We start from the raw sequence: 13,358 nt of genomic DNA, 5'->3' as shown, positions 1-13,358 counted from the left end.
GGGGGTCAACCAGATCAGATGATGCGGCGCACCATCAGCTCTTTGATCTTGCCAATGGCAGCGGTGGGGTTCAAGCCTTTGGGACAGACGTCAACACAGTTCATGATGGTGGTACAGCGGAACAAGCGGTAGGGGTCTTCCAGGTTGTCGAGCCGCTCGCTGGTGGCTTCATCACGGCTGTCCGCGATAAAGCGGTACGCCTGCAGCAGACCTGCCGGACCCACAAACTTGTCTGGATTCCACCAGTACACCGGGCAGCTGGTGGAGCAGCTGGCACACAAAATACATTCGTACAGGCCGTTCAGCACCTCGCGCTCTTCCGGGCTTTGCAGGCGTTCTTTTTCTGGCGGACGGGTGTCATTGATCAAGTAGGGCTTGATCGAGTGGTACTGCTGGAAAAACAGGGTCATGTCCACGATCAGGTCACGGATCACTGGCAGGCCTGGCAGCGGCTTGAGGGTGATGGTGTCGGGCAGGGTGCGCAGGTTGATCAGACAGGCCAGGCCGTTTTTGCCGTTGATGTTCATCGCATCGGAGCCGCAAATGCCTTCACGACAGGAACGACGGTAAGACAGCGTGGGATCAATCTCCTTGAGTTTGACCAGCGCGTCAAGCAGCATGCGTTCAGAGCCGTCAAGCTCCACCTCGATGGTCTGCATGTAGGGCTTGGCGTCGGTGTCTGGGTTGTAGCGGTAAATGTTGAAAGTGCGTTTTGCCATGATGTGCTTTCTTGTTCGGTGAGGGGCAAGATCAGAACGTGCGGACCTTGGGCGGCACAGAGGCCACCGTCAAAGGCTTGAGGTTCACAGGCTTGTAACTCAGGCTATTGGTGTCCCGGTCCCACAAGGTGTGCTTGAGCCAGTTGGCATCATCGCGCCCCAGTGGGCAGGTGGCGTCGTCGGCAGGACGGTCGTAGTCCAGCACGGTGTGGGCACCACGGCACTCGCGGCGGGCCGCAGCGGACACCATGGTGGCCTGAGCGGCTTCGATCATGTTGTCCACTTCCAGAGCCTCAATACGCGCGGTGTTGAAGATTTTGGATTTGTCGGCCAAAGTGATGTTCTTGACACGCTCACGCATCGCTGCAATCTTGACCACCCCCTCGTCCATGCTGGCCTGGGTGCGGAACACACTGGCGTGGGTCTGCATGGTGTTGCGCATGTCATCCGCCACGACTTGGGCGTATTCACCCGAAGTCGAGTTATCCAGACGATTCAGACGCTCCAGTGAAATGTCTGCCCCATTCTCTGGCAGGGGTTTGTGGGTGTCGTTCTCATTGTTGAACTGGACGATGTGTTTGCCAGCGGCCCTGCCAAACACCACGATGTCGAGCAGCGAGTTGGTGCCCAGGCGGTTGGCGCCGTGCACGCTGACGCAGGCGCATTCACCCACGGCATAGAGCCCCTTAACAACTTTTTGCGAACCACTGCCATCGGGGGTGACGACCTGACCGTAGATGTTGGTTGGGATACCACCCATCTGGTAGTGGATGGTTGGCACCACGGGAATGGATTCCTTGGTGATATCGACGTTGGCAAAATTGTGTCCAATTTCGAACACGCTGGGCAAACGCTTGGCAATGGTTTCTGCGCCCAGGTGGGTCATGTCCAGGTTGATGTAGTTCTTGTTCGGGCCACAGCCGCGGCCTTCCTTGATCTCCTGGTCCATACAACGCGACACAAAGTCACGCGGCGCCAAGTCCTTCAAGGTGGGTGCATAACGCTCCATAAAGCGCTCGCCTGCGCTGTTGCGCAAAATGGCGCCTTCTCCGCGGCAGCCTTCGGTCAACAACACACCGGCACCAGCCACGCCGGTGGGGTGGAATTGCCAGAACTCCATGTCTTGCAATGGGATGCCGGCACGCGCCGCGATGCCCAATCCGTCGCCGGTGTTGATGAATGCATTGGTGGATGCGGCAAAAATGCGGCCTGCACCACCGGTGGCCAGCAACACGGACTTGGCGCGCAGCACGTGAATTTCACCGGTTTCCATCTCTAGCGCGGTTACTCCTACCACATCACCTTCGGCATCACGGATCAAATCCAGCGCCATCCACTCTACGAAGAAGTTGGTGCGGGCCTTGACGTTTTGCTGGTACAGGGTATGCAACATGGCATGGCCAGTACGGTCAGCCGCAGCGCAGGCGCGTTGCACCGGCTTTTCGCCATAGTTGGCGGTGTGGCCACCAAAGGGGCGTTGGTAAATGGTGCCATCGGCATTGCGGTCAAACGGCATGCCAAAGTGTTCCAGCTCGTACACCACTTGGTTGGCCTCGCGGCACATGAACTCAATGGCGTCCTGGTCGCCCAGCCAGTCGGAGCCCTTGATGGTGTCGTAGAAATGGTAGTGCCAGTTGTCTTCTGCCATGTTGCCCAAGCTCGCACCAATGCCGCCCTGGGCGGCGACGGTGTGTGAGCGGGTGGGGAACACTTTGGTCAACACGGCCACGTTCAGGCCAGCGTTGGACAGGCGCAAAGAGGCGCTCATGCCGGAGCCACCGGCTCCGACGATGACAACATCAAATTTGCGCGTGGTGAGTTTGGAGGTAGCAGTCATGATGATTCTTGTGATTTGTTGATGGATAGCCCGCTTCGGCGCGTCTGTTTGGCCGTTTAGGCTGATGCCTTCTGATCAATGAAGAAGGCTTACAGGCGCCACAGAACTTGAATGGCCCATCCCACGCAGCCAGCCAGCCAGACGATGGCAAACACGTGCAGCACAAAACGCACCGCATAAGGTTTGACATAGTCCATGAAAATGTTGCGCATGCCAACCCACACGTGATAGAACAAAGACAGAAAAACGACGAAGGTCAAGGTCTTCATCCATTGCGCGGCAAAAATGCCGGCCCACAGCTCGTAGCTGATTGGCCCTTTGCTGAAGATGACCTGAGCCAGCAGCAAGACGGTGAAAAGGGCCAGAATGACCGCAGTCACCCGTTGCGACAACCAGTCGCGTACGCCGTAATGTGCACCAACAACTGTGCGGTGAGAGCCGTAATTGACGGACATGGGTAACTCCTGAATTAATAAAGACCGAACAGCTTGGCGCCCAGCACAGCCGTCAGGCTGAGTGTCAAACCGAGCACCACTGCGGCGGTTTGGCGACCGAAGTCCTTGGTGACATGGTGATGATGGGTGTCCATCCACAAGTGCCGTATGCCGGCGATGAAGTGGTGCAACATGGCCCAGATCAGACCCAGGGCCACCAGTTTCCAGAGAAACCCGGGAATGCCCAACATGCCGATGTTGAAGGCTGCTTTGAAGCCCGCAAACGAAACCTCAGACGAAATGGAGGTGTCGAACATCCAGATCACAAACGGCATCAGGAAGAACATGATGGCGCCACTGACACGGTGCATGCCCGACGCCAGCGACGCCAACGGCCAGCGGTACGTGATCAAACTGGGGAATTCGATGTTGTTGAACTGGGGGCGTTTTTTTGAATGGCTCGTCGCTGTTTCAGACATAACTGGCTTTCTGTGTTTGATGTGACTGCTTGGTCATCAGGGATGACCAACCGATGAAAATTTTATCGAAACGCACCATCATACCCCCGGCGTGACATGGTTCTTGACGCCTGTCGAAGGTCTATTGGATGGCTCTCAACAAGCCAGCAAAGACCTCCGGTCTGTGTCTGTGGTGCACGGAAATGCCTCGCTATTTAATTCATATCATTTTGATAGTGATGGGTGTCGGTTCGGTAATAACCCCGACGCAACTCCATGGGCTCGCTTTGGTAGGTGTAGGCAATGCGCTCCACACTCAGAAGAGGTGTGCCCAAAGCCACGCCCAGCAGTTCCGCGTGGATGTCTGCGGCCGAGATGGCCCGAATTTTTTCTTCTGCGCGAACCATCCGGACATTAAATTCTGTCTCGAACAGGGCGTAGGTCGGACCTTTGTAACTGGCCATCCGCTCGGCGGTGAGGCCTTTGAAGGGCGTGGCAGGCAGCCAGATGTCTTCCAAGATGACCGGCACGCCGCCAAAACCCAGCACCCGGCGGATTTGCAGCACGGTGTCGCCGGAGCGCAGCGCCAGGGCCTTGGCCACGTCGGTGCTGGCCCGGGTCCGGCGGCATTCGACGATGTCGCGCTGTGCTGGCCCCTCGCTGCCGCGTGCGCCGCTGTTGGGTACCAGCCGGAGAAACCTGAATTGCACTTGCTGCTCGGCGTGAGTGGCAACAAAAGTGCCTTTGCCCTGGCGACGCAGCAACAAGTTTTCGGCAGCCAGTTCGTCGATGGCCTTTCTAACGGTGCCCTGGCTGACCCGAAAACGCGCTGCGAGTTCGATTTCGCTGGGAATGACCTCTCCCGGCTTCCATTCTCCAGAGCGCAAGCTGCCCAGAATCAGGCCCTTGATTTGCTGGTACAGCGGGCTGAACGCGGGCGTGGCATTGCTGCTGGTTGACACGGCGTCAACCACCGGAGTCAGTTCGCGTTCAGGGCTGGTTTCGGGCGGGGTTGGCATGGCAGGAAGCGGTTGAATTCTCAGGAATAGCTTGGTGAATCATATCTTATATAAGACATAAGACAAGTTGACGATTTTTGATTTTCGGAGGTACACTCGTTTGGCTTGGCGCAGATGGATGTGGATCATCCGCCCCGACACCCACTGAATTTACTACCTCAATCTCTGGAGTTTTACTATGAGCAAGAAGCCTGTTCGCGTTGCTGTTACTGGTGCAGCTGGTCAAATTGGGTACGCCATTCTGTTTCGCATAGCCTCCGGTGAGATGTTGGGCAAGGATCAGCCGGTGGTGTTGAGCCTGTTGGAAGTGCCGGTTGAAAAAGCACAACAAGCGCTGCAGGGTGTGATCATGGAATTGCAGGACTGCGCTTTCCCGCTGCTGGTCGGTATCGAGGCGCACAGCGACCCGCTGGCCGCGTTCAAGGATGTGGACTACGCCCTGTTGATTGGTTCTCGCCCGCGTGGCCCGGGCATGGAGCGTGCTGAATTGTTGGCCGTGAATGCTGAAATTTTCACCGCCCAAGGCAAGGCGCTTAATGCGGTGGCCTCGCGCAACGTCAAGGTGCTGGTGGTTGGCAACCCGGCCAATACCAATGCCTACATCGCCATGAAGAGTGCACCGGATCTGCCGCGCAAGAACTTCACCGCCATGCTGCGTCTGGACCACAACCGCGCTTTGAGCCAATTGGCGGCCAAGACCGGCAAGGCTGTGGCAGACATCGAAAAAATGGCCGTGTGGGGCAACCACTCACCCACCATGTACGCCGACTACCGTTTCGCCACGGTCAACGGTGACAGCGTGAAAGACATGATCAACGACCATGACTGGAACGCCAACACCTTCCTGCCGACCGTGGGTAAGCGTGGTGCAGCCATCATCGCCGCACGTGGCGTGTCTTCGGCAGCTTCTGCAGCCAACGCCGCCATCGACCACATGCATGACTGGGCATTGGGCACCAACGGCAAGTGGGTCACCATGGGTATCCCGTCCAATGGCGAATACGGCATTCCCAAGGACACCATGTTTGGTTTCCCTGTCACCTGTGTTGACGGCGAGTACAAAATTGTGGAAGGCTTGGCCATTGATGCCTTCAGCCAAGAATGCATCAACAAGACGCTCAAAGAGTTGCAAGACGAACAGGCTGGCGTGGCCCATCTGCTCTGATCGCGGCTAGCTGATTCACTCCAACGTGACCCATCCTCGCCATGTGCTGCTGGGCGCTGCGGTTGCAGCGCCCTTGCCGGTGTGTGACCACTACTGTGGTGTGGAGTCGCGGATGCTCAAGGCGCTGGCCCTGCAGGCCGAGATGACCGAGGAGTTCGGCACCTGTGTGTTTGACGTCACGCTGGATTGTGAGGATGGCGCCCCGGTGGGTGGTGAAAAAGACCATGCATTTATGGTCTCAGCCCTTGTCAATAAAGGGCTGGTAGCTACAAAAAACACAGTAATCAATGGCGCCCGACGGGTCGCGGTGCGGGTGCATCCGGTGGACCACCCTGCGTTTGAGCAGGACGTTCAGATTGTCCTCGGTGAAGCCGGGGCGGCCTGGAGCCATCTGATGCTGCCCAAAGTGGATGGTGTTGCGGATGTGGCCCGGGCAGCTCGGGTCATTGATGCGGCGCTGGCAAGCTCGAACCGTGCCCAGGCGTTGCCGTTGCATGTGTTGATCGAGTCGCCGCTGGCGGTGCAGCAGGTTGCCGCCATCGCGGCGCACCCCCGGGTGCAATCCCTGAGTTTTGGGTTGATGGACTTTGTCTCGGCGCACGGTGGCGCCATTCCGGCCTCTGCAATGGCGGTGGCTGAGCCCGGTGCCCAGACCACCTATGACCAGTTCAGCCATCCGCTGGTGGTGCGCGCCAAACTCGAGGTCAGCGCCGCTTGCCATGCCTTTGGCAAAGTACCCTCGCACTGCGTGGTGACTGAATTCAAGCGGCCAGATGTGGTGCAAGCGGCGGCATTGCGGGCCAGCCGTGAGCTGGGGTACACCCGCATGTGGAGCATCCATCCCGACCAGATTCGCCCGATTCTGGCTGCTTTTACCCCTGCGCAGAGCGAGGTCGAGCAAGCCAGTCATATCATTTGTGCTGCGCATGCGGCCGACTGGGCCCCTATTTCGGTCGCCGGTAAATTACATGACCGTGCCAGCTACCGCTATTACTGGCAGGTGCTTGAAAAAGCGTACCAAACGGCCCGCCTGGATCACCAGGACCCGGCCTTCCCTTATTTTGTGTTGTGAGTTCGGTCCATGTGGACGACAGGAGATGTGATGAAGAATGTAAATTCGACGCCTAAGACGCTTGGTTGGTGCAAACCGTTGTTGACTCTGATGGTGTTGGGCATGGCTGCCGCTTTGACAACGGTGCATGCCCAGCCGCCTAGCCCAACCCCGGTCAAAAAGAAATTGGTCACGGCAAAGTCGAAAAGCCGGGTTGAACTCAAGACACAAGCCACGCAAATGGCCTCGGGCATGCGTGCTGCGGATGCCGCTCTGAGCCCGCAAGAATTGGCCATTGCCGAGCGCGTTGAAGTGGGCCGGATGCCCTGTGAGTTGGGTGTGGTTGTCAATGTGGCGTCTGAGGCCGCTGCGCCAGGCTACTTTGATGTCTGGGGCAAGAATTTCAAATTCAAGATGGCACCCGTGGTGAGCAGCACCGGCGCAATTCGGCTGGAGGATCCGGTGGCCGGCGCCGTCTGGTTGCAGCTGTCCAACAAATCGATGTTGATGAACCACAAAACCGGTTCTCGTCTGGCCGACGCCTGCATGACCCCTCTGCAAGTGGCAGTGGCAGATGCCATGACGAAAAATCCGCAGCCCAATTTGCTTGAACCCTTGCCCGTGGCGACTGAACAGACAGCGCCAACACCGGCCGCTACTGTTGCTCCAGTGAGCACGGTTCAATAAGCCGATCCGCTGCTTCCCCTCACCGTCTGTATTGCCGATTCAAAAAGGAGATTGAACTATGTTGCCAGCCTATCGCGCCCACGTTGCCGAACGTGCCTCTCTGGGTATCCCTGCCTTGCCACTGACGGCGCAACAAACGGCTGACTTGATTGAGCTGCTGAAGAATCCCCCAGCGGGTGAGGAGGCCTTTTTGCTGGACCTGATCACTCACCGTGTGCCAGCCGGTGTCGATGACGCGGCCAAGGTCAAGGCCAGCTACCTAGCCGCTGTGGCCCATGGCACCGAGGTCTGTTCACTCATCAGCCGTGCCAAGGCCACCGAGCTGCTGGGCACCATGCTGGGTGGTTACAACCTGACGCCGCTGATTGACCTGCTGGACGATGCCGCAGTAGCGGCTGTGGCAGCCGAGGGTTTGAAAAAGACCCTGCTGATGTTTGACCAGTTCCACGACGTCAAAGACAAGGCCGACAAAGGCAACGCCTACGCCAAGGCGGTGTTGCAGAGCTGGGCCGATGCCGAGTGGTTCACCAGCCGCCCGGAAGTGCCGCAAAGCATCACGCTGACGGTGCTCAAAGTGACTGGCGAAACCAATACCGACGACCTGAGCCCAGCGCCCGATGCCTGGAGCCGCCCGGACATCCCCTTGCATGCGCTGGCCATGCTGAAAAACAAGCGTGATGGCATCACCCCCGAGGAAGACGGCAAACGCGGCCCGGTGAAGTTCATCGAAGACCTGCGCGCGCGTGGCAACCTGGTCGCCTACGTGGGTGACGTGGTCGGCACCGGTTCGAGCCGCAAGTCCGCGACCAACAGTGTGTTGTGGTTCACCGGTGAAGACATTCCGTTTGTGCCCAACAAGCGTTTTGGTGGTGTTTGCCTGGGCTCCAAAATTGCCCCGATTTTCTACAACACCATGGAAGATGCGGGTGCCTTGCCGATTGAGTTGGATGTCAGCCAGATGGCCATGGGTGACACCATCGAGCTGCGTCCTTATGAAGGAAAAGCGCTCAAAGGCGGCGTAGTGATTGCGGAGTTCACTCTCAAAAGTGAAGTGTTGTTTGACGAGGTGCGTGCCGGTGGCCGTATTCCCTTGATCATTGGCCGTGGCCTGACGGCCAAGGCGCGTGAAGCGCTGGGCCTGCCGGTGTCGACCCTGTTCCGTCTGCCACAAAACCCAAAAGCCACCGGCAAGGGTTTCACGCTAGCGCAAAAAATGGTCGGCCGTGCCTGCGGTCTGCCTGAAGGTCAGGGCGTTTTGCCCGGTACCTACTGCGAACCTAAGATGACCAGTGTGGGTTCCCAGGACACCACGGGACCGATGACCCGTGACGAACTCAAAGACCTGGCTTGCCTGGGCTTCAGCGCCGATCTGGTGATGCAGTCCTTCTGCCACACGGCGGCTTACCCCAAGCCGATCGACGTCAAGATGCACCACGAGTTGCCGGAGTTCATCAGCAACCGCGGCGGTATCCCGTTGCGTCCGGGCGACGGCATCATCCACAGCTGGCTCAACCGCATGTTGCTGCCAGACACCGTGGGCACCGGCGGGGACAGCCACACCCGTTTCCCGATTGGCATCAGCTTCCCGGCCGGTTCGGGCCTGGTGGCCTTTGGTGCTGCCACCGGTGTCATGCCGCTGGACATGCCTGAGAGTGTGCTGGTGCGTTTCAAAGGCACCATGCAGCCCGGCGTCACGTTGCGCGATCTGGTCAACGCCATTCCGCTGTACGCCATCAAATCCGGTGAACTGACCGTGGCCAAACAGGGCAAGAAAAATGTGTTCTCAGGGCGCATCCTGGAGATTGAAGGCCTGCCTGACCTCAAGGTGGAGCAGGCGTTTGAACTCAGCGACGCATCGGCCGAACGCAGTGCGGCGGGTTGCACCGTGCACCTGAACAAAGAGCCGATCATTGAATACATCAACAGCAACATCGTGATGCTCAAGTGGATGATTGCCAATGGTTATTCGGATGTGCGCACCATCAACCGCCGTATCAAAGCCATGGAAGCCTGGTTGGCCAACCCGCAGCTGCTCAAGGCTGACGCCGATGCCGAGTACGCCAGTGTGATCGAGATTGACCTGGCAGACATCCACGAGCCCATCGTGGCTTGCCCGAACGATCCGGACGACGTCAAAACCCTGTCCGACGTGGCCGGTGCCAAGATCGACGAGGTGTTCATTGGCTCTTGCATGACCAACATCGGCCATTTCCGCGCCGCCTCCAAATTGCTGGAAAACAAACGTGACATCCCAGTCAAGCTGTGGATGGCGCCACCCACCAAGATGGACGCCAAACAACTGACCGAAGAGGGCCATTACGGTGTGTTGGGCAGCGCCGGTGCACGCATGGAAATGCCGGGCTGTAGCCTGTGTATGGGCAACCAAGCGCAGGTGAAAGAGGGCGCCACAGTGTTCTCCACCTCGACCCGCAATTTCCCGAACCGTTTGGGTAAAAACAGCTATGTCTACCTGGGCAGTGCCGAATTGGCTGCGATCTGCTCCAAACTGGGTCGTATCCCGACCAAAGAAGAGTACATGGCCGACATGGGGGTGCTTACCGCGTCCAGTGGCAAGATCTACCAGTACCTGAACTTTGACAAGGTGAAGGACTACACCGATGCTGCCAACGGTGTCAAAGACGCTGCTTGCGCTTGAGCGTCATGTAGCCCTCAACCTGTTTTACCTCTGACAGGTGCAGTGCCCCGCAATCCAGGTTGCGGGGCATTTTTTTTGTTGCGGTGCAGCAAATTGCCAAGGTTAAACTCCTGCTGTTAACAGTTTGTTCATCAAACTGACTTATTCCCCAAGGAGATACCGTGTTTTTTGGCAAGCTGCTTCCGCGAGATACCAATTTTTTCAACATGTTCAACCAGCATGCCGACCACATCGTGGTGGCGGCCAAGGCCTTTTCGAACCTGGTGGCCAACTACAGCGACGTTGAGCTGCGTGAGAAGTACCACCGCGAAGTCAACCATGCCGAAGGCGCGGCAGACCGTGTCACCCATGAGGTCAACAAAGCCATTCACAAGACCTTCATCACACCGATTGACCGTGAGCAGATTCATGGCTTGATCAACACCATGGACGACGTGGCCGATTTGATTCAGGACTCGGCAGAAACCATGGCCTTGTACGACATCCACCACATGACGGACGAGATCAAGCGGTTGACGGACTTGAGTGTTAAATGTTGTGAGCGTTTGCGTGATGCGGTGTATTTGCTGAGCAAGATCGCCGAAGCGACCACTGCTGACGCCGCTTTGAAGACCTGTGACGAGATCGACAAACTGGAGAGCGATGCGGACCGTGTCCTGCGCACCGCCATGAGCAAGTTGTTCCGCGAAGAGCCTGATGTGCGTGAGCTGATCAAGCTCAAGGCCATTTATGAGCTGCTGGAAACCATCACCGATCGCTGTGAGGACGTGGCCAATCTGATCGAGGGCATCATCCTCGAAAATTCCTGATCAACGGTGCGCTTTAGTTATGGAAACTGTGCAAACCGCTGCGTGGGTGGTCGTTGTCCTGGTCTTGATGGCAGTGGTGTTCGACTTCATGAACGGGTTTCATGATGCCGCCAACTCCATTGCCACGGTGGTCTCCACCGGTGTGCTCAAGCCTGGTCAGGCCGTTGTTTTTGCGGCATTTTTTAATGTCATCGCCATCTTCATCTTTCACTTGAGTGTGGCTGCTACCGTTGGCAAGGGCACGGTCCTGCCGGGCATTGTGGACACCCATGTGGTGTTTGGGGCGCTGGTAGGGGCCATCACCTGGAACTTCATCACCTGGTATTACGGCATTCCGAGCAGTTCTTCCCATGCGTTGATTGGTGGGATTGCCGGGGCCGCGATTGCCAAGGCCGGTGTGGCGTCCCTGATCATCTCGGGCATCATGAAGACCGTGATCTTCATCTTTGTGTCGCCGCTGTTGGGCTTTCTGCTGGGCTCCATCATGATGGTGGTGGTGTCCTGGTTGTGCCGAGACATGCGCCCCTTGAAGGTCGACAAATGGTTTCGCCGACTGCAGCTGGTGTCCGCCGGTGCCTACAGCCTCGGACATGGCGGCAATGACGCACAGAAGACCATTGGCATCATCTGGATGCTGCTGATCGCCACGGGTTACGCCCAGGCCGGTGACAGTGCCCCCCCCAACTGGGTCGTGATCATTTGTTATTCGGCGATTGGCCTGGGTACCATGTTGGGTGGTTGGCGCATTGTGAAGACCATGGGTCAGAAAATCACCAAACTCAAACCGGTGGGCGGGTTCTGCGCGGAGACCGGGGGTGCCATCACGCTGTTTCTGGCAACGGCCATGGGAGTTCCGGTGTCCACCACCCACACCATCACTGGCGCCATTGTGGGCGTCGGCTCCACCCGCCGCGCCAGCGCGGTGCGCTGGGGCGTCGCTGGCAACATCATCTGGGCCTGGATCCTGACCATTCCGGCCAGCGCCTTTGTGGCGGCAGTGGCCTATTGGATCAGTTTGCAGGTGTTCTGAAGTTTCTGGCCCGGGTGTTACTCGGGTGCGGTGGTGTTGCCCAGGCCCAGGGCTCTGTCCATCAGCACCACATCGAGCCAGCGCTCAAACTTCCAGCCGCAGGCCTCCAGGATGCCCGCATGGCGGAAGCCCGCGCTGCGATGTACACCGATGGAGCCTGCATTGGCTGAATCGCCGATCACCGCAATCATTTTGCGCACACCCGCTTGCTCGGCCTGGCGCAAAAGTTCAGCCAGCAAGGCGCGGCCCAAACCGCTGCCAGCAGCCTCGGGTGCGATGTAAATCGAATCCTCTGCCGAAAATCGGTAGGCTGGCCGTGGTTTGAACCAGTTGCAATAGGCATAACCCAGCACCCGCTCACCCTCGGCGGCGACCAGGTAGGGCAGGCCTTTGTTGACCACGTCGGCACGGCGCTGCGCCATGTCGTTTTCGCTCGGTGGATCGACCTCAAAGGTGCCGGTGCCGTGCAACACATGGTGTGCATAAATGGCGGTGATGTGGGGGACGTCGTTGTGGGTGCTGGCGCGGATGATTGGCATGGTGTCTGAACAGATATAATATTGGGTTGTCTGACGTGTCGCTGGCCGGGTGGTCAAGTCGCGTGTCTCAAACGTCGGGCTCGGTGCCAATTTTCGTGGAATTCAAAAGCCACTTCCCAAAGGATCAATTATGGTCGTCATTCGACTCGCCCGTGGCGGTGCTAAAGCTCGCCCGTTTTTCAATATCGTTGTTGCTGACAAGCGTACCCGTCGTGATGGTCGCTTCATTGAACGCATCGGTTTTTACAACCCGATCGCTACTGCCAATGAAGAAAGCATCCGTATCGCTCAGGATCGCCTGACCTACTGGCGCAGTGTGGGTGCACAAGCGTCTCCTACCGTGGAACGTCTGGTGAACCAGGCTGCCAAAAAAGCTGCCTGAGTGTGAGTATGCTGCCCGGCCTTGAGCCTGCCGAATTGCCGGCAGACGCCATTGAAGTCGGGCGCGTCACAGACGCCTGGGGCGTCAAGGGTTGGTTCAAGGTCCTGCCCTACAGCGCCGACCCTGAGGCGCTTTTTTCTTCCAAGCGCTGGTATTTGTTGCCCACTGAGAAAGGTGTCAAAACCTTTGAAGGTGTTGGGCAGCTCAAGATCAAAGAAGCCAAGATCCATTCGGACACCGTGGTGGCGTCTGCACATGGGGTCGATGACCGCACCGCTGCTGATGCGCTACGTGGTGCACGTATTTTTATCGCCAAATCGAGCTTTCCAACCCCCCAGAAAGATGAGTACTACTGGGTGGATCTGATTGGGCTGGAGGTGGTGAACCGCGAGGGTCTGGTGCTGGGTCAGGTGTCGGAGCTGCTCTCCACCGGCCCGCAAACCGTGCTGGTGATCCAGGATCAGCTTGATGGCCAGACTTTGCAGCGCATGATTCCTTTTGTCGCGGCCTACGTCGATGATGTGGATCTGGCGGCCCGACGTATCCTGGTGGACTGGCAACCCGACTACTGA

At 57.9% G+C, this 13,358-nt stretch carries 15 protein-coding genes; 8 read left to right on the top strand and 7 right to left on the bottom strand.

Annotated elements, in window-relative coordinates; translation table 11 throughout:
- Window positions 1-14: 14 nt before the first annotated feature.
- The 5 genes from FDG13_RS20125 to FDG13_RS20105 form a co-directional block, all read right to left on the bottom strand.
- Window positions 15-719, bottom strand: a complete 705-nt coding sequence (locus FDG13_RS20125; RefSeq protein WP_078364037.1) for a succinate dehydrogenase iron-sulfur subunit — start codon at window positions 717-719, stop codon at window positions 15-17.
- 31 nt (window positions 720-750) lie between these two features.
- Window positions 751-2,556: a succinate dehydrogenase flavoprotein subunit gene (gene sdhA / locus FDG13_RS20120; RefSeq protein ID WP_180132433.1), complete on the bottom strand. Its 1,806-nt coding sequence runs from the start codon at window positions 2,554-2,556 to the stop codon at window positions 751-753.
- An 89-nt stretch (window positions 2,557-2,645) separates the two neighbouring features.
- Window positions 2,646-3,011, bottom strand: a complete 366-nt coding sequence (sdhD, locus tag FDG13_RS20115; protein ID WP_078364035.1) for a succinate dehydrogenase, hydrophobic membrane anchor protein — start codon at window positions 3,009-3,011, stop codon at window positions 2,646-2,648.
- Window positions 3,012-3,025: 14 nt separating this feature from the next.
- Window positions 3,026-3,469, bottom strand: coding sequence for a succinate dehydrogenase, cytochrome b556 subunit (gene sdhC / locus FDG13_RS20110; protein WP_180132432.1), 444 nt, complete (start codon window positions 3,467-3,469; stop codon window positions 3,026-3,028).
- 194 nt (window positions 3,470-3,663) lie between these two features.
- A complete protein-coding gene (locus FDG13_RS20105) occupies window positions 3,664-4,467 on the bottom strand; it encodes a GntR family transcriptional regulator (RefSeq protein WP_180132431.1) in 804 nt (267 codons plus the stop codon).
- Window positions 4,468-4,645: 178 nt separating this feature from the next.
- Here FDG13_RS20105 and FDG13_RS20100 point away from each other — a divergent pair, with 178 nt between their 5' ends.
- Genes FDG13_RS20100 through acnB form a run of 4 tightly spaced genes read left to right on the top strand, consistent with a single transcriptional unit; the run spans window position 4,646 to window position 10,026 of the window.
- On the top strand, window positions 4,646-5,632 hold the full coding sequence (locus FDG13_RS20100) for a malate dehydrogenase (RefSeq protein WP_180132430.1): 987 nt from the start codon (window positions 4,646-4,648) through the stop codon (window positions 5,630-5,632).
- Window positions 5,633-5,657: 25 nt separating this feature from the next.
- On the top strand, window positions 5,658-6,704 hold the full coding sequence (locus FDG13_RS20095) for a CoA ester lyase (RefSeq protein ID WP_370528262.1): 1,047 nt from the start codon (window positions 5,658-5,660) through the stop codon (window positions 6,702-6,704).
- A gap of 30 nt (window positions 6,705-6,734) precedes the next feature.
- Complete coding sequence (locus tag FDG13_RS20090; protein WP_180132429.1) at window positions 6,735-7,370, top strand: hypothetical protein; 636 nt, start codon at window positions 6,735-6,737, stop codon at window positions 7,368-7,370.
- A 58-nt stretch (window positions 7,371-7,428) separates the two neighbouring features.
- Window positions 7,429-10,026, top strand: coding sequence for a bifunctional aconitate hydratase 2/2-methylisocitrate dehydratase (gene acnB, locus FDG13_RS20085; protein WP_180132428.1), 2,598 nt, complete (start codon window positions 7,429-7,431; stop codon window positions 10,024-10,026).
- On the opposite strand, the gene FDG13_RS20080 is transcribed toward acnB, so the two are convergent.
- The gene (locus tag FDG13_RS20080; protein ID WP_180129613.1) at window positions 10,004-10,234 is read right to left on the bottom strand and encodes a hypothetical protein; all 231 of its coding nucleotides are present in this window, start codon (window positions 10,232-10,234) and stop codon (window positions 10,004-10,006) included. The genes acnB and FDG13_RS20080 overlap by 23 nt on opposite strands.
- On the opposite strand from FDG13_RS20080, the gene FDG13_RS20075 reads away from it, so the two are divergent.
- Together FDG13_RS20075 and FDG13_RS20070 are read left to right on the top strand one after the other, a co-directional pair.
- Window positions 10,188-10,835 (top strand): DUF47 domain-containing protein, encoded by a 648-nt coding sequence (locus FDG13_RS20075; RefSeq protein ID WP_180132427.1) that lies wholly within the window; start codon window positions 10,188-10,190, stop codon window positions 10,833-10,835. The genes FDG13_RS20080 and FDG13_RS20075 overlap by 47 nt on opposite strands.
- 19 nt (window positions 10,836-10,854) lie before the next feature.
- Window positions 10,855-11,865, top strand: coding sequence for an inorganic phosphate transporter (locus FDG13_RS20070; RefSeq protein ID WP_180132426.1), 1,011 nt, complete (start codon window positions 10,855-10,857; stop codon window positions 11,863-11,865).
- 17 nt (window positions 11,866-11,882) lie between these two features.
- Here the strand turns inward: FDG13_RS20070 and FDG13_RS20065 are convergent, their stop codons facing one another.
- A complete protein-coding gene (locus tag FDG13_RS20065) occupies window positions 11,883-12,404 on the bottom strand; it encodes a GNAT family N-acetyltransferase (protein ID WP_180132425.1) in 522 nt (173 codons plus the stop codon).
- Window positions 12,405-12,534: 130 nt separating this feature from the next.
- On the opposite strand from FDG13_RS20065, the gene rpsP reads away from it, so the two are divergent.
- Together rpsP and rimM are read left to right on the top strand one after the other, a co-directional pair.
- A complete protein-coding gene (rpsP, locus tag FDG13_RS20060) occupies window positions 12,535-12,786 on the top strand; it encodes a 30S ribosomal protein S16 (protein WP_078364027.1) in 252 nt (83 codons plus the stop codon).
- Window positions 12,787-12,794: 8 nt separating this feature from the next.
- A complete protein-coding gene (gene rimM, locus FDG13_RS20055) occupies window positions 12,795-13,358 on the top strand; it encodes a ribosome maturation factor RimM (RefSeq protein WP_180132424.1) in 564 nt (187 codons plus the stop codon).

The sequence above is a fragment of the Rhodoferax sp. BLA1 genome, from assembly GCF_013416775.1.
Lineage (GTDB): Bacteria > Pseudomonadota > Gammaproteobacteria > Burkholderiales > Burkholderiaceae_C > Rhodoferax.
This window is presented reverse-complemented; position numbering and strand designations above follow the sequence as displayed.